We start from the raw sequence: 17,701 nt of genomic DNA, 5'->3' as shown, positions 1-17,701 counted from the left end.
TTCGGTGAAAGTTTCACCCCTTGACGACCAGGAAGATCCACCTGAATGCAAAGCCAGTAAGAGCCTCCAGCGATTGACGTGTCCCGCCGGAGAACGCACATTGCATAGGGCACACTTCGCTGAGTAACTCGCGCTGGTCGGGAGGCGACCGGAGACATGACGACGTCTCGCGGTTCAGCGGGTGCCATGAGCCCCTTCCGAGGGCCGACCGTCCGGCAGCGCCGACTGGCGGCCGAACTCCGCCGGTTGCGCGAACAGAGCGGCTTCACCGGCGACGACGTCGCCGCCCGGCTGAGCTGGTCGACCGCCAAGGTCAGCCGGATCGAGAACGCGCGGACCAGCACCAAGATCCGCGACGTCGAGCTGCTCACCCGGCTGTACCAGATCGACCCCGACCACCGGACCGAGCTCATGACGCTGGCCCACGACGCCGCGGCGAAGGGCTGGTGGGAGGAGTACCGGGAGCTGCCCGGCGGATACACGCAGTTCATCGCGATGGAGGACGAGGCGACCCGGATCGTCCAGTGGGAGACCTATCTGGTCCCCGGCCTGCTGCAAACGGAGGAGTACGCGCAGCAGGTGATGTCCGGGACCCGGCTGTACGACACCGTCCCGCCGCGCGAGCTCGAACGGCGGATCGAGGTCCGCCTGCGCCGCCAGCGGCTCCTGCACCGCTCGAGCAAGCCCGTCGAATACACCCTGCTGCTGGACGAGTCCGTGCTCCGCCGGCTCGTCGGCGACGCCGCGGTCATGCGCGCCCAGCTGCGCCACCTGCTCGTCGCCGGCGCCCTGCCGCACGTGACCCTGCGCGTCATCGAGCTGGGCGTTCCCCATCCGATCATGGAGGGGTCCTTCCAGCTCATGGAGTACGACCCGGTCGGGGACATCGTCTTCCCCGACGTGGTCTACACCGAGGCCCTCACCGACAACCAGATCACCGACGAGAAGGTCGCCTTCATGTACCGGCTCGCCTTCGAGGGCCTGTCGGAGGTCGCGCTGGGCGCGGCGGAGACGCGGGACCTGGTCTCCGCGCTCGCGGACCGCTGGTAGCCCGTCCCCGCGCGGAGCCGCGGTCACGATAGGAAGGCATCACATGAGCTCGATGGAACCCGCCATGCCCGGAGACGTCGTCTGGCGGAAGGGCTCCCGCTGCGGAGCCAACGGAGGATGCGTCGAGATCGGCGCCCTGCCCGCCGGCGTCGTCGGCGCCCGGGACTCGCACATCGGCGACGACGGCCCCGTCCTGCGCCTCTCACCGGGCGAGTGGCGATCCGTCCTGACCGGCATCCGCCGCGGCGAGCTGGACATGCCGCGCTGAGACACCCGGAGAACCCGGCGGTGGGACGGCCGTCTCCCGTCCCACCGCCCGTTCTCCAAGCCCCTCCGCCCTACTCGACGGTGACGGACTTGGCGAGGTTGCGGGGCTGGTCGACGTCGTGGCCCTTGGCGGTGGCGAGCTCGCAGGCGAAGACCTGGAGCGGGACGGTCGTGACCAGCGGCTGGAACAGGGTCGGGACGGCCGGGACGCCGATCAGGGTGTCGGCGTACGGCTCGACGGAGGTGTCGCCCTCCTCCGCGATGACGATCGTGCGGGCGCCGCGGGCGCGGATCTCCTGGATGTTGGAGACGATCTTGTCGTGCAGGACGTCGCGGGAACGCGGCGGGACGACGACGATGACCGGCAGGCCCGGCTCGATCAGGGCGATCGGGCCGTGCTTGAGCTCGCCGGCGGCGAAGCCCTCGGCGTGCATGTAGGCCAGTTCCTTCAGCTTCAGGGCGCCCTCGAGGGCGACCGGGAAGCCGACGTGGCGGCCGAGGAACAGGACGGACTTCTCGCCCGCCAGGGACCGGGCCAGCTCGCGGACGGGCTCCATCGTGCCGAGGACCTCGTCCACCTTCTCCGGCATCTGCGCCAGGAGCTGGATCATCGCGAAGACCTCGTCGCCGAACTTGGTGCCGCGCACCTGGGCGATGTAGAGGGCGATGAGGTAGACGGCGACGAGCTGGGTCAGGAACGCCTTGGTCGAGGCGACCGCGATCTCCGGGCCCGCGTGCGTGTAGAGGACGCCGTCGCACTCGCGGGGCAGCGTCGAGCCGTTGACGTTGCAGATGCCGAGGAGCTTGGCGTGCTGCTCGCGGGCGTGCCGGACGGCCATCAGCGCGTCCATCGTCTCGCCCGACTGGGAGATGGCGATCACCAGCGTGGACCGGGACAGGATCGGGTCGCGGTAGCGGAACTCGCTGGCCAGCTCCACCTCGCAGGGCAGCCCGGCCCAGTGCTCGATGGCGTACTTGGCGATCAGGCCCGCGTGGTAGGACGTGCCGCAGGCCACGATGATGATCTTGTCGACCTCGCGCAGCTCCCGGTCGGAGATGCGCATCTCGTCCAGGGTGAGGCGGCCGTCGGCGCCGATCCGGCCGAGGAGGGTGTCGGCGACCGCGCGCGGCTGCTCGGCGATCTCCTTCAGCATGAAGTAGTCGTAGCCGCCCTTCTCGGCGGCCGAGACGTCCCAGTCCACGTGGTAGGCCTTGGTCTCCGCCGGACGGCCCTGGAAGTCGGTGACCGTCACGCCGGACTTGCGCAGCTCGACGACCTGGTCCTGGCCGAGCTCGATGGCGTCCCGGGTGTGCGCGATGAACGCGGAGACGTCGCTGGCGAGGAAGTTCTCGCCGTCGCCGACGCCCACGACCAGCGGCGAGTTGCGGCGGGCGCCGACCACCAGGTCGTCGTCGCCGGCGTGCACCGCGACCAGGGTGAACGCGCCCTCCAGGCGGCGGCACACGCGGCGCATCGCCTCGGCGAGGTCGCCCGTGACCTTGAGCTCGTCCTCCAGCAGGTGCGCGACGGCCTCGGTGTCGGTGTCGGAGCGCAGCTTGTGGCCGCCCTCCTCCAGCTCGCTCCGGAGCGCCGCGAAGTTCTCGATGATCCCGTTGTGGATCACCGCGACGTCGCCCGCGCAGTCGGTGTGCGGGTGCGCGTTGCGGTCGTTCGGCGCGCCGTGCGTGGCCCACCGGGTGTGGCCCATGCCGAGCGTCCCCGCCGGGAGCGGCTCCTCGGCCAGTGCCTCGCGGAGGTTGACCAGCTTGCCCGCGCGCTTGGCGGTGGCGAGGCCCCCGTCCGCGAGCACGGCCACCCCGGCCGAGTCGTAGCCGCGGTACTCGAGCCTCGCCAGCCCCTCGACCACGACGTCCAGTGCCGGCCTGCCGCCGACGTAACCCACGATTCCGCACATGGCGGCCAGCCTATTGGGTCTTCCTCCAGGACCGGCCGACCGGACTAGACCAGCCCTGCGTGGCGGGCCGCACCCCCCGGGCCAGTACCGTTGGCGCGTGCCCAGCCCTTACGTCGAACTGAACCGCGCGCAGTGGCGGGCGCTTCGAGCCTCCACCCCGCTCCCCCTCACCCAGGACGAGCTGGACGAGCTGCGCGGCGTCCGGGACCCCATAGACATCACCGAGGTCGAAGAGGTCTACCTGCCGCTGTCCCGTCTGCTCAACCTGTTCTTCCTGGGACGCGGCGGCACCCGGGACACGGTCAGCGGGTTCCTCGGCGAGACCGTCCAGCCGACCCCGTTCGTCATCGGCGTGGCGGGCTCGGTGGCGGTGGGCAAGTCCACGACGTCCCGGCTGCTGCGGACGCTGCTGGCGCGCTGGCCCGACCACCCCCGTGTGGAACTCGTCACGACCGACAACTTCCTGTACCCGAACGCGGTGCTGGCGGAACGCGGCCTGATGGAGCGCAAGGGCTTCCCGGAGTCCTACGACCGGCGCGCGCTGGTCAGATTCGTCCAGTCGGTGAAGTCGGGCGAGTCGCGGGTGGACATTCCGATCTACTCGCACCTCGAGTACGACATCGTGCCGAAGGCCCGGCAGACGGTGGAACGTCCGGACATCCTGATCGTCGAGGGCCTGAACGTCCTCCAGGCGCCCCCCGCGGGCAGCCTGGGCGTCTCCGACTACTTCGACTTCTCGATCTACGTGGACGCCAAGGTCGAGGACAACCGGCGCTGGTACATCGACCGCCTCCTCGCCCTCCGCCGGACGGCCTTCACCGACCCCCGCTCCTACTTCCGCGAGTACGCCAAGCTCAGCGAGCAGCAGGCCGAGGACTTCGCGATCGGCGTCTGGGGCGCGATCAACGAGCCCAACCTCGTCGAGAACATCATCCCGACCCGGGCCCGCGCCACCCTCGTCCTCCACAAGAGCCGCGACCACGCCATCGACCGAGTCCGCCTCCGCCGCTTCTGACCGCCTGCCCCGGGAACCGGCCGGTCAGGCGGGTTTCAGGGCTTCACGGCGCGGTTCCGCGCCTCGGTGAAGCTCTCGACGATGTCTCTGGGCAGGTAGTGCCAGGGGCTCTCGGTGACGTGGGGGCCGATCGCCGCGAACTGCTCGGCCGCGGAATCCGGCTCGTTCCCCTGGGAGAAGCCGAAGGCCAGGAGGTTGCGGGCGCGCGCCAAAGCCGGAGTCATCGGAGCGTCCGGCGCCTGGCGCAGGCGCGCGGCGACGGCCCGCAGTTCACCCCGGACGGCCGGGTCCGCGAAATGGCCGGACTCGGGGGCGGGGTCGTCCAGCCATGCCTCGGTATGGGCCTCCACGACCAGGGCGACCAGAGGTGAGCCCTCGGGCGCCGCGGCGGCGCGGTCGCGGGCGAAGTTGAACATCAGCCTGGTCGAGCCGCTCCACTTGGGCGCGACGCCCTGGAGCATCATCGCGTGCGCCCGGTAGTGCCAGGGGCACCGGGCGACCACCTCGGCGAACCGGCGGCAGAGTTCCCCGGTGCCGTGCTGGAGGCCGCGAGCCGTGGTGACCAGGTACGCCCAGGGTTCCGGGTCGTCCGGTGCGAGTTCGGCGGCGCGCAGCAGGTCCCGTTCGGCCTGGGCGAGGCGTTGGGAGAACTCGTGGAACCGGTCGGAACCGGTGCTCTCCGCCCGTGCGGTGCCTCGCGCTTCCCAGGCCCACGCGATGCCGTGGACTCCCCGGGTGAGGTGGGCGAGCGGCTCGTCGGGTTCGTCCTCGGGCCAGCGGGCCATCCAGTCAGGCCGTCCCGGGTGGTCCACGGCCACGCCGAGCAGGAACGACCGGCGGTCGGCGTCGCCGTCCTCGGCGGCGACACGGCGCAGCAGGGCGGTGTCTCCCTGAGCCGTCGCCGCCGCGAGCTCCCGCGCCCGCGGATCGCCGAAGGTCGGGTCGAGGACGGGCGGGACGAGGACGGGCGGGACGAGGTCAACCGGCATGGACGGGCTCCTCCAGCGGCGGGACGGGGGTCAGGTCCACGGCCGGACGGCCGAGTTCGGCGCGGACGGCGGCGACACCGTCCGGACCGTCCATGACCAGGTCGACGAGCTCGGCCACCGGCGTGCCGGACCACTCGAGCCGGGCGCCCGCCGTCCAGGACGTCTTCCAAACACCGCCGTGCTCGGCGGCCAAGACCGCCGTGAACGCGACGGCCACCGCTCCACGCAGCCGGCGCACGGCCTCGGGGTCCGGTTCGCCTCCAGGAACGGACCGGGCGGCCGATCCGGAGACCAGTTCGGCCCCGCGACCCGCCGCGAGCAGTTCGAGGGCCTGGTCGAAACCGGGCACGTCCCAGCGGCCGCCCACCCGGATCCCCGCGTCGGCCAGTGCGGCGCTCGACCTCGTGATCTCCCGGACGTACACCTCGGCGGCGCCGTCCCAGTCGACCGGCACGGGGTCGTCCAGTCCCGTCGCCAGGCGCGCGAACACCATCGAGATGACCCGTTCCAGGTCGTCCGGGCGATCCAGCAGGTCACGAGCGGTCCCGGTCATGGCGGCGCCGGGCGGCGGGCCCGCGGGGGACGCCGCGAGCAGGGCCAGGCGTTCTCCGTGGCCCGGGTGGCTGTCCCAGCGGCCGGTGGGTTCGGTGAGGAGCTCCTCGCGAAACTTCTCGATCTCCTCCTGGCGGGCCGGGTCGGCCGCGAAGGCGCGCAGCCCGCCGTAGAGGTCGGTCGGGTAGCGGCCCGCCTTCCACAAGGGGAGGACGAAGCGACCCATGAACTCCCCGTAGAGCCGCGTCATCTCGACGGTGGCGGTCAGCGCGGAGGCGGTCGCCTCCGGCCCCGCGACACGTGCGGCGGAGAGGTCGGCGGCCCGTTCCTGGGCGCGCGAGACCGCGAGCGTGACCCGCAGGCAGAGCCGCAGGTAGACACCGATCACCCGGGCGAGATGAGTGTCCAGCTTCTTCTCGCTGGCCCGCAGGGCGGCGACCGTCCGCTCCAGCCGGTGCTGCGACCGGTACACCAGCGGACCGAGCCTCATGTCGCCGCCGGAGACGTGGCCGAACTCGTGCGCCAGGACGGCGCGCAGCTCCGCCCGGTCGAGCGTCGAGAGCAGCGCCGCGCCGATCGCCAGGGTGACCCGGCCCCGGACCAGGCCGAACATCCGCACCCGCTGGTGAACCGCGGCGTTGGCCTCCGGGATGATGAGGATCATGCCGGGCACGGGCGCGCGCACCTCGTCCGCCAGCTCCCGCACCTCCGCCCACAGGCGCGGCTGGTCGGCCTCGGTGACCCTGATGCCGTCCGGCAGGGCGTCTCGGTTCGAGCGCATCCGGCCGAACGCGCCCCGCATCAGCGACGCTCCGCCCCCGGAGACGCCGAGCATGAGCCAGAGGAAGTAGTTCCCGCTCTGGCGGAACACGGCGTGGAACAGCACCGCGAGGGCCACCATGGTGCCGAGGACCAGCACCAGGAGCATCACGACCAGCACGTAGAAGCCGAACAGCAGGACCACGCCCAGCAGGGCCCGCAGGCCGAGCAGGACCGTGCCCGGCCGCCGTGGTGACGCCGCCACTCCGCCGCCCTCCCGCCGTCCCACGACGACGTCTCACCGAGAAGAACGGCAATTGTCGTAGATCGGCCGTGAGGCGTGAAGATCCTTTAGGTCACGATTCGGGGTTACTCGGCGCTGGCGACGGTCAGGGAGCGGAGGCGGACGGTGGCGAGGGCGGTGGCGCCCAGCGTCACGATGACCAGCAGGACGAGCGCTGTGGTCAGGCCCACGGCGCTGTGGACCGTGGACGCGTCGGTGAGCGAGTCGGTGACCGACAGGGCCCACTGGAGGATGGACGCCTTCTTCGCGCCGGGCGCGAAGTTGCCGAACAGGCCCTCCCAGACCAGGGCGTACAGGAGGCCGATCGTCACGGCGTTGCGGCTCATGACGCCGAGGGCCACGAAGACCGAGGCGTAGGCCACGCCCCCGACCAGGACGCCGACGGCGAACGCCGGGGTGAGGCCCGCCGGGGCGCCGAGGATCAGCCCCGCCAGCAGGGTCGGGACGGCCGCGAACAGCGTGACCAGGACGATCGCCACGACCAGCTTCGTCAGGACGACGACCTGGCGCGGGATCGGCTTGGTCAGGATGTACATGATCTGCCCGTCGTCGATCTCCGGGCCGATCACGCCGGTGCCCGCGATCAGCGCCAGCAGCGGGAGCACGGCGCCGAGCGCGAACTTCTGCAGGACGGACGTGTCGACGTCCAGGTCGTTGGTGTCGGTCAGCCGCAGCACCAGCGACAGGATCAGCAGGACGCCCGGCAGCACGAACAGCAGCAGCGCCCGCCGCCGGCCGAGCATCGACCGGAACGTGATCATCGCGATCGTGGAGTTCATCGGGCCACCAGGTAGGAGAAGACGGATTCCAGGGACTCGTCGGCCGGGACGACCTCCCAGAGCCGGACGCCCGCGTCCTTGGCGAGCCGGGGCAGCAGCCAGGTGAACCGCCCGTAGTCGGACGCCTCGATCGCGAGGCCCTCCGGGGTCAGTTCGACGCCGCGGGCCGAGCCGTCGGCGATGATCGCGGCGGCGAGCGCGCGGTCGTCGCCCGAGCGGACCCGGAACCGGTGCGGACGGTCGGTCATCAGCCGCCGGATCTCGCGGAAGTCCCCGGACGCGGCGTGCCGGCCCGCGATGATCACCTCGATGTGCCCGGCGAGCCGCTCGACCTCCTCCAGGATGTGCGAGGAGAACAGGATCGTCCGGCCCTCGGCGGCCATCCGGCGGATGAGGTCCATCAGGTGGAGCCGCTGGCGCGGGTCCATGCCGTTGAACGGCTCGTCCAGCAGCAACACGGGCGGGTCGTGGACCAGCGCGGACGCCATCTTGATCCGCTGCTTCATGCCCTTGGAGTAGGTGCCGATCGTCCGGTCGGCGGCGCCGTCCATCTCGACCTCGGCGATCGCGCGGGCGGCCGCCCTGCCCGGTTCGGCCAGCTTGTGCAGTTTGGCCATGGCCAGGATGAACTGCTTGCCGGTCAGGAAGTCGTAGGCGCTCTCGCGCTCGGGCACCAGGCCGAGCCGGGTGTAGATCGGCGGGTTCTGCCAGATGGGCTCGTCGTCCAGGGTGACCGTGCCGGAGGACGGCGACAGGAACCCGCCCATCATGTGGATCAGCGTGGACTTGCCCGCGCCGTTCGGTCCGAGCAGCCCGGTCACGCCGGGGCCGACGGTCATGGTGACGCCGTTGACGGCCACCACGTTGCCGTACCAGCGGGACACGTCCCGCAGCCTGATCTCGGTCACGACAGGCCCGCCTTCCGGAACCGCGAGTACAGGACGACGACCGCGCCGGCCACGATCACGGCGCACACTCCCAGGGCGGCGAACCCGCCGCCGACGCCGGGCACGGCGATGTCCGGCAGCTTCCCGCCGAGCAGCCGGTACGCCACGGCGTCCACCAGGCTGTAGGGGGTGAGCAGGCCGAGCCAGCCGGACAGCGTCCAGTGCCCGGCGTGCTGGGTGATCTCCTGCACGACCGAGACCAGGACACTGGAGACCAGCAGCACCGCGATCACGGCGGCGACGCCGAACCCGCGTCGCGGCGTGAACGCGGCGACGAGCAGCCCGATGGCGCCCAGGACGAGCGACAGCAGCAGGCAGGCGAGGAGCCCGCCGAGGTAGTGCAGCAGCTGGGTGCCCGAGTCCGGCACCTGGGTGACCAGGCCGCCGACGTACAGGACGGTGATCGGGATCGCGGTGAGCGCGAACAGCGCGGTCGTGAACGCCGCGAGCTTGGCGAGGACGAGGTCCAGGTGCACGACCGGCCGCGAGAAGTACAGCGGGACGGTGTGGAAGCGGATCTCCCGGGACGCCAGCACCGGCGCCTGGGTCGCCACGAAGATCGAGATGATCAGCTGGAGCATGAACTGGTAGCGCGTGTACGGGAACAGCGCCTCGGGCCGCTTGGCGATCGCGACGACCGCGATGTCACCGACGGCGGGCAGCAGCATGATCCCCGCGAGCACGAACGGCATGACCTTGGCACGGGCCGGGCGTCCGAGCCCGTAGGCGGCGCGCAGGTTGTGCACGAAGATCGACCGGGTCACGTAGGCGCGGCCGAGCCGCTTGCCCTCGTAGTGCCGATAGCCGATGTCGTGGATGGTGCTGACGTTCACCGGGCGCCTCCCCTCAGCTCCTCGCCGGACGCGCCGGGCCCCCCGAACGCGCCGGGCTCGACGGCGACCGGGGCCGAGTGCGGGGCGGTCGCGAAGAGCTCTTCGATGTGGTGGCGGCGCTGCTCCATCCGGACGAGCCGCAGCCCGAGCTCCGCCGAGCCGTCCCGGACCAGGTCGTAGACGGTCTCGTCGCCGATGTCGATCATCAACTGGCGTCCCTCGGGGTGGACGGCGGCGCCGCGCTCGTGCAGCCACCGGCCGAGGTCGTCGCGTCCCTCGTCCACCTCGACGACCAGCACGCCGCTGGCCTCGGTGTAGGCCTCGACGGCCTGCGACCGCAGCAGCCTGCCGCCATCGATCACGACCACGTGGTCACAGATCCGCTCCAGCTCACCGAGCAGGTGCGAGGTGACCAGGACGCTGATCCCGAACTCGTGCCCGATCCGGCGGATCAGGCCGAGCATCTCGTCGCGCCCGGCGGGGTCGAGGCCGTTGGTCGGCTCGTCCAGGAACACCAGGCGCGGGTCGTGGACCAGCGCCTGGGCCAGCTTGACGCGCTGCCGCATGCCGGTGGAGTAGCCCCCGATCGGCCGGTAGCGCTCCTCGTACAGCCCGACGTGGCGCAGCGTGTCGGCGGCGCGCTCGCGGGCGGCCGTGGGCGGCAGCCCGCACATCCGCGCCATGTGGACGACGAACTCGGTCGCCGACACGTCCGGCGGGAGGCACTCGTACTCGGGCATGAACCCCACGAGGCGGCGGATCTCGTCGCCCTGCCTCGCGATGTCCAGGCCGAGCACCTCCGCTCCGCCGGAGGACGGCGGCAGCAGGCCCAGCAGGATCTTGATGAGGGTCGACTTCCCGGCCCCGTTGGCGCCCACCAGACCGACCACACCCGGCGGCGCCGCGAGCGTCAGATCGTCGAGCGCGGTCACCCTCGGAAACCTCATGGAGAGGCCCCGGGTCGCGATGATCGGCGGCATACCCAGAACTTAGCGGCATTCGGTGTGTTCGTCGTCACCCGTGGGGAGTAGGCCGTTCGGCCGATCCGGCCGAACGGCGTAGCACCCAGGTCCACACGAAACGCTGGAGGAGGAGGGTAAGAGTGCCCGCCACGAGCATCCCGGCGATGTTGACCACGAGCTGGAGGATCGAGCCGCCGATCTGGCTCCCGTGCTTCAGTGCGAGCGCGACCGCGAGGTTCCCCGCCGCCGGGACGGTCGTGACCGAGATGAACACCCCGACCAGCGCGGACGACTTGCCCGCCGTCATGGACAGCACCCCGGCGGCGCCCGCGAGCACCGCGACGATGAACGACCAGCGGTCCGGGCTGTAGATGAACGCCGTGGCCGGACGGTCGGCCGGCAGCGCGCTGATGTTGATCACGCCGGTCCACCGGCCGGCCAGGGCGCACAGGTAGGTGACCGCGATGGCGAAGGCGAACCCGACGGTCAGCGTCCAGACGGCTCCCCGGATCCGCCCCCAGTTCCGGGTGATCACGCCGTAACAGATCGCGGCCACCGAGGCGAACTCCGGGCCGAGCACCATCGCGCCGACCACCAGGATCGCCGAGTCCGTGATCGCCGCGATCCCGGCGAGCATCGTGGCGAGCGTGAGGAAGGCCAGGTACGCCCAGGTCAGCTCGGCGCCCTCGGCGGTCTGCCGGTTCAGCTCGTCCCAGACGACGGCGTCGTCGGACGCGCCGGGCGCCCGCCGCTCCGCCTCGTCCGCGACGCGCGACAGGGACAGGTCGATCTTCTCGACGGCGATCGAGCCGTCCCGGTCGACGCCGAGCCCGCGCAGCGCCCCCAGGACCTCGTTGGCGGCCTCCCGCGCCACGTCCGCCGTGACCAGGTCCCCTTCGGGACTGCGGGCCGCGCCCGGCACCACCACCACGTTCGTGACGCCCACGTGCTCGGCGAGCGCCGAGCACACCGCGTCCGTCCGGTCGGCCGGGACGATCGATCTCAGATGCAACACACGTCACATCGTCCCGTACCTGCGCCTTCCCTCGGTCACCAGGCCCGGACGGCTCAGCTCTCGGTGATCTCGAAGCGGCCGACCTTGAGGTGGGCGATCTCGACGACACCGGCCTCCAGGTGCTGGATCACGGCGCGCTTGATCGCCAGGCGACCGATCGCGAGGGCGCCGATGGCCAGCGCGCCGACGGCGGCGCTGCCGAGGGCCAGGGTGCCCAGGCCGTTCAGCGGGCTGAGGCGCGCGCCGGTCGCGGACGCGCCGGTGACCTCGGCGCCGACGGCACGGGCGCCGATCCCGCGCTCCGTCCGGACGCGCGGCCGCGCCTCGTCCCGCCGCCGCTCCTCTTCGGGCTGGTCGCCGGGCTTGTTCTCGTCAGGCTGGGTGGTCATGAAGCCAGCCTAGGTGAGGCCCGCGCGAACGCTCGCGCGGGCCCGGAACTCTGATCTCCCTGGCGGGCCGCTACCGCCCGAAGGCCCTACCGCCCGAGGCCGCTACCGACCGAGGGCGCTGCGGACGACCTCGGCGAGACGCTCGGCCACGGCGCGGGCCTGCTCCTCGGACGCGGCCTCGACCATGACGCGGACCATCGGCTCGGTGCCGCTCGGCCGGATCAGCACCCGCCCGGACGCGCCCAGACCGGCCTCCGCCTCGGCGATCGCCGCCGCCAGTTCGGGCGACGACCCCGCGCGGGCCTTGTCCACGTCCCGGACGTTGATCAGCACCTGCGGCAGCCGGGTCATGACCTTGGCCAGCTCGTCCAGCGGACGGCCCAGCCGGGCCATCGCGGCGAGCAGGTGCAGCCCGGTCAGGACGCCGTCGCCGGTGGTGGCGTGGTCCAGCATGATCACGTGGCCGGACTGCTCGCCGCCGAAGTTGAACCCGCTCTCCTTCATCGCCTCCAGGACGTAGCGGTCGCCGACGGCGGTCTCCACGACCGTCAGCCCCGCCTCGCGCATGGCCAGCTTGAAGCCCAGGTTCGACATCACGGTCGCGACGACGGTGTCGTCGGCGAGGCGCCCGGCCTCGCGCAGGTCCAGCGCCAGGATCGCCATGATCTGGTCGCCGTCGACCTCCTCGCCGCCGGCGGTGACGGCCAGGCAGCGGTCGGCGTCGCCGTCGTTGGCGATGCCCGCGTCCGCTCCGTGCTCGCGGACGGCGGTCTTCAGCGCGTCCAGGTGCGTGGAACCGACACCGGCGTTGATGTTGAGGCCGTCCGGCGCGGTCCCGATGGTGATCACCTCGGCCCCGGCGCGGCGCAGCGCCTCGGGCGCCACCTCGCAGGACGCGCCGTTCGCGCAGTCCACCACGACCTTCAGGCCGTCCAGCGACACCGGCAGCGTGCTCAGCAGGTGCGCGACGTACTGCTCGACCGCCCCGTGCGCCTCCCGGACGCGTCCGACGCCCGCGCCGGTCGGGGGCTCCCAGTCCTGGCCGAGGGTCGCCTCGATCCGGTCCTCGATGTCGTCGGCGAGCTTGAAGCCGCTGCGGTCGAAGAACTTGATCCCGTTGTCGGGGGCGGGGTTGTGCGAGGCCGACAGCATCACGCCGAGGTCGGCGTCCAGCGCGTGGGTGAGGTGCGCCACGGCCGGGGTCGGCAGGACGCCGAGCCGCAGCACGTCCACCCCGGCGCCGGCGAGACCGGCGACGACGGCGGCCTCGAGGAACTCGCCCGAGGCGCGCGGGTCGCGGCCCACCACCGCGACCGGGCGGTGCCCGGCGAACGCCCCGGCCTCGCCGAGGACCCTCGCCGCCGCGACCGACAGGTCCATGGCGAGCGACGCGGTGAGATCGCGGTTGGCGAGCCCGCGCACTCCGTCGGTTCCGAACAGACGACCCACGATCAACTCCTAGCTCGACCGGGCGCGGAATCCCCCGGCCCCGCGCGCCGGCACGCTCAATGTAGTCCGCGATGGCGAGCGCGCCCGGCAAGCCGAGCGCGCCCCGACCGTCCCCGTGAAATGCGAACGAGCCGCCGCGCCCGCGGACGCCGCCCGCCCCCGCGCGATGGGGGGACGGCGGCGTGCCACACGGAACGCGGCGGCTCGATCGGAACGCTTAGCGCTTGCTGTACTGCGGCGCCTTGCGGGCCTTCTTGAGACCGGCCTTCTTGCGCTCGGTCGCCCGCGCGTCACGGGTGAGGAATCCGGCCTTCTTCAGCGCCGGACGGTGCTCGATGTTGGAGAACTGGAGCGCCCGGGAGATGCCCAGGAGCAGGGCGCCGGCCTGGCCGGTGGTGCCACCGCCGTTGACCCGGCAGATCACGTCGAACTGGTTCTCCAGACCCAGCAGCACGAACGGGGAGTTCACGATCTGCTGGTGGACCTTGTTCGGGAAGTACTGGTCCAGGGTGCGGCCGTTGATGGTCCACTTGCCCGAGCCCGGGACGATGCGGACGCGCGCGATGGCCTCCTTGCGGCGGCCGGTGCCGGCCGCGGGGCCGGTGGCGACGGGCTGACCCAGGAAGCCGGCCTCGGCCTCGGGGGTCTCCGTCGAGTACTCGGACGGCGCGTCCTCGTACGAGTCGTACTCGACGCCCTCGGCGGGCGTCTCAATGCCGGTCTCGGACACTTTTCTCCTCAGGAAGTCTTCTAGCCAGGGCGGCTGGCCCGCGTCGCGCGGGTGCCCCGGCGGCCACTGTGTCGGCCACCGCGCCTGACGGCGCGGTACGGGGTGTTACTGCGCGATCTGCTTGATCTCGAACGGAACCGGCTTCTGCGCGGCGTGCGGGTGCTCCGGTCCGGCGTAGACCTTCACCTTGCCGAGCATCTGGCGGCCGAGGGTGTTCTTGGGCAGCATGCCCTTGATCGCCTTCTCGACGGCCTTCGCCGGGTGCTTCTCGAGCAGGTCCGCGTAGGACATCGAGCGGAGGCCGCCCGGGTAGCCCGAGTGCCGGTAGGCGCGCTTGTTCTGGAGCTTGTTGCCCGACAGCGCCACCTTGTCGGCGTTGATGATGATGACGAAGTCACCGGTGTCGAGGTGCGGCGCGTAGATCGGCTTGTGCTTACCCCGGAGCAGCTGCGCGGTCTGGCTCGCGAGCCGGCCCAGCACGACGTCGGTCGCGTCGATGACATGCCACTGACGCTGAACGTCAGAGGGCTTTGGGGTGTACGTGCGCACGGTCGTAGACCTTCGTTTCCTAGTCGACTGGCGGTTGATCTCGCCCGGCCCCCGCGGATCGCGGGACGGGCGTGCCGCGCGGTTGCGATCGCCACCCGCCCAATGAGGTCGGGCACGCAATACAGCGACTGGGCAGCATATCGAGCCACGCGGGCACGGGTCAAAGCGAGGCCGCTACACGGTGCTCACGCTGTGCTCAGTGCTCGTGCGTCAGCTGCCGACGGCTACTTTCCCGGCCATCCTCCAGTATGCACCATCCCGCCCCATGCCCCGGACGGGTCCCCGAACCTCCCGAAGATCCCCTGAAGATCCCCGGTGATCATCCGGAGGCCGTCCGGGAGGGGGATCGACCACCAATGCCCCATATATGGATAAGGTGCGGCGCGTCCGGTCCCCTCGCCGGCAGCGCGCCGGCCCGGCCCCAGGAGCTCTCGATGCGCCCTCCCCGCCGCGCCTCCCGCCCCTCCCGTCCCCGAGATCCCCGGGCGGGCGATCCCCACCGGGACGCCCCCGGACGCCACGCGTCCAGCGGCCCCACCCCGGGTGGAACATTCCCAGGTGGCCCCGTCCCCGGTGGAACATTCCCTGGTGGCCCCGTCCCTGGTGACGCCGCCCCCGCAGGTCCCGCTTCGGGCAACGGGGCCTTCGCCTCGTCCGACCCCTACCGCCTCGGACCGCCCGAAGGCGTGCATCCGGACCGTTTCGCCCCGCCCGCGGGCCCTCGGCCGCTGGAGCACGAGCGGCACCGCCCCTCCGACGCCGAGGCCGCGCGGGTCCACGGTTCCCACCCGGCGGACGCTCCCGGCGCCTACGTCCCCCAGGAGGGCGACCAGCTCGCCTACTCCCCCATCGGACGCACCCCGTACGTCCCCTCCGGCCCTGAGGGCCCCGGCGGACCGGGCGGACCGGGCGGACCGGGCGGTCCTGGAGGACGCGACTTCTGGAGCAGCCCTCCCGGCGGCGGGCCCAACCGCAAGCGGCGGGCGCCCCTGATGATCGCGGGTGCGGCCGGGGCGATGGCCCTGGTCGTCGGCGCGGGCGTCGCCGTGAGCCAACTCACGTCGGACGACGGCAAGCGCAAGCCGACGGCGGCGTCCGCCCCGGACGGCGCGACCGGCGGCCAGGACGGCGCCCAGCCGGACGTCTCGCCCACTGGCGGCCCGTCCAGGACGCCGTCCAAGACCCCCAGCAGGACGCCCAAGGCGAAGCCGACCGCGAAGAAGCCCACCTCCAAGCCGACGGCCGCCAAGCCGGGCGGAACCTCCGGCGGCGGGTCGGGCTCGTCCCCCGGCAAGTCCGGCAGCGGGGGCGGTTCCGGGTCGGGATCCGGAACCGGTGGGAACGGCGGCTCCGGTGGCGGTGGTGGTGGAGCCGGCGCGACCTCGTCCGAGGCGGCCGTCTTCAAGATCACCAACCAGGAGCGCGCGAAGGCGGGATGCTCCCCCCTGCGGCTGGACGCGCGCCTCACCCGCGCCGCCCGCCTGCACTCGCAGGACATGGCCGCGCACGACTACTTCAGCCACGACTCCCAGAACGGCGACAGCCCCTGGGACCGGATCGAGCGCCAGGGCTACTCCCAGCCGGGCGCCGAGAACATCGCCAAGGGATACGCGGACGCCGCCTCGGTCATGAAGGGCTGGATGAACAGCCCCGGGCACCGCGCCAACATCCTGAACTGCGGCTTGAAGGCCATCGGCGTCGGCCGCGCGAACGGCCCCGGCGGCCCCCTCTGGACGCAGGACTTCGGCTGGAGATGACCGTCCCCGGACGCCGTGCGAGGTTCCCGAAACCGGCGACGTCCGGTTCGCCCCCATGTCATGGTGGCTGTGCCGATGAGTCCAGACACCTGAGCGGAGAACGGTAGGGTCCAGCCATGGGTTACCCCGGTGACACAGGCAAAAACGGCGGCTGGCCTTCGGAGCAGCCGCCGCGACAGCCCCACGGTCCCGGCGGCGCGGATCCCGCGCCGGTCTCGTGGGACGACGACCAGAACCGGCTCGCCCCCGGTTCCTTCGGCGCGCCCCCGGGCGGCCTGGCGCACGAGCCGCCGCGCGCCGCGTCCGGCCCCGGCGACCCGAACGGCACGGCCGCGCTCGGCGACCCGAACGGGACCGCCGCGCTCGGCGGTCAGCCCCCGTTCGGCGGCTCCTACCAGGGATTCGACGACGTCCCGCAGGGCTTCGGCGGAGCCGCCCAGGGCGACCACAACGCCTTCGGCGGCCCCCAGCAGGGTTTCGGCGCTCCTCAGCAGGGCTTCGGCGACCCGCAGCAGGGCTTCGGTGACCCGCAGCAGCACGGCTTCGCCGAGGGCGGCGGCTTCGGCGGCGGTCCGGGCGGCCCGGACGACCGTGGCCCCGGCGGCTTCGGCGGCCCCGGCGGTGACGGCTTCGGTGGCGGTCCCGACCAGCACGTGGCCGGACCGCCTCCCGGCGAGCGGAAGAAGAAGGGCAAGCTGCCGCTGATCATCGGCGGCGCGGCCGTGGCGGGCGTCGTCCTCATCGGCGGGGGCGTCGCCGCGGCGTCCATGTTCAAGGGCGACTCCAAGCCGAAGGCGAACAAGACCTCGGCGGCGAACAAGCCCGCCCCGAAGTCGTCGTCCACGCCGTCCGCCTCCCCCTCCCAGACCCTCAGCCCGGTCAAGCTCAAGACCCGGGCCACCGACCCCAGCCCGCTGACCCTGAGCGAGGTCTTCGGCAAGTCGTCCTTCTCGGGCGCGGGCGAGAAGTTCAAGCGGACCGGCTGGAACGCCGCCAAGACCTGCACGGGTGCGGTCGGCGGCACGGCCCTGACCTCGACAGTGAAGAAGGGCGGCTGCTCCCAGGTGCTCCGCGCCACCTACACGCGCGGCGACGGCAAGCTCATCGGCACCGTCGGAGTTTTCAACCTCAAGACCGAGACCGCGGCCAAGGCGGCGGTGCGGGCGGCGGCCGCCAAGGACGCCTACCTGAAGCCGTTGCCGGGCGCCGGCAACACCAGAAAGATCGGCACCGGGCTCGCCCTCGGCACCGCCGAGGCGCGGGGCCACTACCTGGTCATGACCTGGGTGCAGCGCCCGGACGGCAAGAAGATCGCCGACAGCGCGCACACGGACGTCTCCGACTTCGGACAGCAGGTGATCAAGGGCAGCGGCCTCGGCGTGGCGCTGCACTACCGGGAGACCGAAGGCAAGCCCCTCCGGAGCTGATCGGCACGAGGA

At 72.1% G+C, this 17,701-nt stretch carries 17 protein-coding genes; 5 read left to right on the top strand and 12 right to left on the bottom strand.

Annotation, left to right across the window (positions count from 1 at the left end):
* Positions 1–186 precede the first annotated feature (186 nt).
* Together EBO15_RS10865 and EBO15_RS10860 are read left to right on the top strand one after the other, a co-directional pair.
* Positions 187–1,050, top strand: coding sequence for a helix-turn-helix domain-containing protein (locus EBO15_RS10865; RefSeq protein ID WP_122194212.1), 864 nt, complete (start codon positions 187–189; stop codon positions 1,048–1,050).
* Positions 1,051–1,093: 43 nt separating this feature from the next.
* Positions 1,094–1,318 (top strand): DUF397 domain-containing protein, encoded by a 225-nt coding sequence (locus EBO15_RS10860; RefSeq protein ID WP_233616107.1) that lies wholly within the window; start codon positions 1,094–1,096, stop codon positions 1,316–1,318.
* 70 nt (positions 1,319–1,388) lie between these two features.
* Here the strand turns inward: EBO15_RS10860 and glmS are convergent, their stop codons facing one another.
* On the bottom strand, positions 1,389–3,233 hold the full coding sequence (gene glmS, locus EBO15_RS10855; RefSeq protein ID WP_122194211.1) for a glutamine--fructose-6-phosphate transaminase (isomerizing): 1,845 nt from the start codon (positions 3,231–3,233) through the stop codon (positions 1,389–1,391).
* 97 nt (positions 3,234–3,330) lie between these two features.
* Between glmS and coaA the strand changes: the two genes are divergently transcribed.
* Positions 3,331–4,248: a type I pantothenate kinase gene (gene coaA, locus EBO15_RS10850; RefSeq protein WP_233616106.1), complete on the top strand. Its 918-nt coding sequence runs from the start codon at positions 3,331–3,333 to the stop codon at positions 4,246–4,248.
* A gap of 35 nt (positions 4,249–4,283) precedes the next feature.
* Here coaA and EBO15_RS10845 read toward each other — a convergent pair whose 3' ends face one another.
* The 11 genes from EBO15_RS10845 to rplM form a co-directional block, all read right to left on the bottom strand.
* Positions 4,284–5,237: a hypothetical protein gene (locus tag EBO15_RS10845; RefSeq protein WP_122194209.1), complete on the bottom strand. Its 954-nt coding sequence runs from the start codon at positions 5,235–5,237 to the stop codon at positions 4,284–4,286.
* Positions 5,227–6,813, bottom strand: a complete 1,587-nt coding sequence (locus EBO15_RS10840) for a M48 family metallopeptidase (RefSeq protein ID WP_122194208.1) — start codon at positions 6,811–6,813, stop codon at positions 5,227–5,229. Before EBO15_RS10840 ends, EBO15_RS10845 begins: the two co-directional genes overlap by 11 nt.
* A 104-nt stretch (positions 6,814–6,917) precedes the next feature.
* Positions 6,918–7,631 (bottom strand): ABC transporter permease, encoded by a 714-nt coding sequence (locus EBO15_RS10835; RefSeq protein ID WP_122194207.1) that lies wholly within the window; start codon positions 7,629–7,631, stop codon positions 6,918–6,920.
* Positions 7,628–8,539, bottom strand: coding sequence for an ABC transporter ATP-binding protein (locus EBO15_RS10830; RefSeq protein ID WP_122194206.1), 912 nt, complete (start codon positions 8,537–8,539; stop codon positions 7,628–7,630). Before EBO15_RS10830 ends, EBO15_RS10835 begins: the two co-directional genes overlap by 4 nt.
* Positions 8,536–9,411 (bottom strand): ABC transporter permease, encoded by an 876-nt coding sequence (locus tag EBO15_RS10825; RefSeq protein ID WP_122194205.1) that lies wholly within the window; start codon positions 9,409–9,411, stop codon positions 8,536–8,538. The genes EBO15_RS10830 and EBO15_RS10825 overlap by 4 nt, the downstream gene beginning before the upstream one ends.
* A complete protein-coding gene (locus tag EBO15_RS10820) occupies positions 9,408–10,343 on the bottom strand; it encodes an ABC transporter ATP-binding protein (RefSeq protein ID WP_456047865.1) in 936 nt (311 codons plus the stop codon). The genes EBO15_RS10825 and EBO15_RS10820 overlap by 4 nt, the downstream gene beginning before the upstream one ends.
* An 82-nt stretch (positions 10,344–10,425) precedes the next feature.
* Positions 10,426–11,388, bottom strand: coding sequence for a DUF389 domain-containing protein (locus tag EBO15_RS10815; RefSeq protein WP_122194203.1), 963 nt, complete (start codon positions 11,386–11,388; stop codon positions 10,426–10,428).
* Between the two features lie 53 nt (positions 11,389–11,441).
* Positions 11,442–11,777, bottom strand: coding sequence for a hypothetical protein (locus tag EBO15_RS10810; protein WP_199744457.1), 336 nt, complete (start codon positions 11,775–11,777; stop codon positions 11,442–11,444).
* 102 nt (positions 11,778–11,879) lie between these two features.
* Positions 11,880–13,226 (bottom strand): phosphoglucosamine mutase, encoded by a 1,347-nt coding sequence (glmM, locus tag EBO15_RS10805; RefSeq protein ID WP_122194283.1) that lies wholly within the window; start codon positions 13,224–13,226, stop codon positions 11,880–11,882.
* 217 nt (positions 13,227–13,443) lie between these two features.
* On the bottom strand, positions 13,444–13,956 hold the full coding sequence (gene rpsI, locus EBO15_RS10800; protein WP_199744456.1) for a 30S ribosomal protein S9: 513 nt from the start codon (positions 13,954–13,956) through the stop codon (positions 13,444–13,446).
* A 105-nt stretch (positions 13,957–14,061) separates the two neighbouring features.
* Positions 14,062–14,505 carry a 50S ribosomal protein L13 gene (gene rplM / locus EBO15_RS10795; protein ID WP_122194202.1) on the bottom strand — a complete coding sequence of 148 codons (444 nt, stop codon included), beginning with the start codon at positions 14,503–14,505 and terminating at the stop codon, positions 14,062–14,064.
* A gap of 686 nt (positions 14,506–15,191) precedes the next feature.
* Between rplM and EBO15_RS10790 the strand changes: the two genes are divergently transcribed.
* Together EBO15_RS10790 and EBO15_RS10785 are read left to right on the top strand one after the other, a co-directional pair.
* Positions 15,192–16,262 (top strand): CAP domain-containing protein, encoded by a 1,071-nt coding sequence (locus EBO15_RS10790; protein ID WP_122194201.1) that lies wholly within the window; start codon positions 15,192–15,194, stop codon positions 16,260–16,262.
* Between the two features lie 116 nt (positions 16,263–16,378).
* The gene (locus EBO15_RS10785) at positions 16,379–17,689 is read left to right on the top strand and encodes a hypothetical protein (RefSeq protein ID WP_122194200.1); all 1,311 of its coding nucleotides are present in this window, start codon (positions 16,379–16,381) and stop codon (positions 17,687–17,689) included.
* Positions 17,690–17,701 lie beyond the last annotated feature (12 nt).

The organism is Actinomadura harenae, assembly GCF_003696215.1.
Classification (GTDB): domain Bacteria; phylum Actinomycetota; class Actinomycetes; order Streptosporangiales; family Streptosporangiaceae; genus Spirillospora; species Spirillospora harenae.
This window is presented reverse-complemented; position numbering and strand designations above follow the sequence as displayed.

What these genes read in the sequence shown, in the direction of transcription:
- EBO15_RS10810 (WP_199744457.1), bottom strand. Translation starts at nt 11,777, where the DNA reads ATGACCACCCAGCCTGACGAGAACAAGCCCGGCGACCAGCCCGAAGAG.
- glmS (WP_122194211.1), bottom strand. Translation starts at nt 3,233, where the DNA reads ATGTGCGGAATCGTGGGTTACGTCGGCGGCAGGCCGGCACTGGACGTC.
- EBO15_RS10860 (WP_233616107.1), top strand. Translation starts at nt 1,094, where the DNA reads ATGAGCTCGATGGAACCCGCCATGCCCGGAGACGTCGTCTGGCGGAAG.
- EBO15_RS10845 (WP_122194209.1), bottom strand. Translation starts at nt 5,237, where the DNA reads ATGCCGGTTGACCTCGTCCCGCCCGTCCTCGTCCCGCCCGTCCTCGAC.
- EBO15_RS10865 (WP_122194212.1), top strand. Translation starts at nt 187, where the DNA reads ATGAGCCCCTTCCGAGGGCCGACCGTCCGGCAGCGCCGACTGGCGGCC.
- EBO15_RS10785 (WP_122194200.1), top strand. Translation starts at nt 16,379, where the DNA reads ATGGGTTACCCCGGTGACACAGGCAAAAACGGCGGCTGGCCTTCGGAG.
- EBO15_RS10835 (WP_122194207.1), bottom strand. Translation starts at nt 7,631, where the DNA reads ATGAACTCCACGATCGCGATGATCACGTTCCGGTCGATGCTCGGCCGG.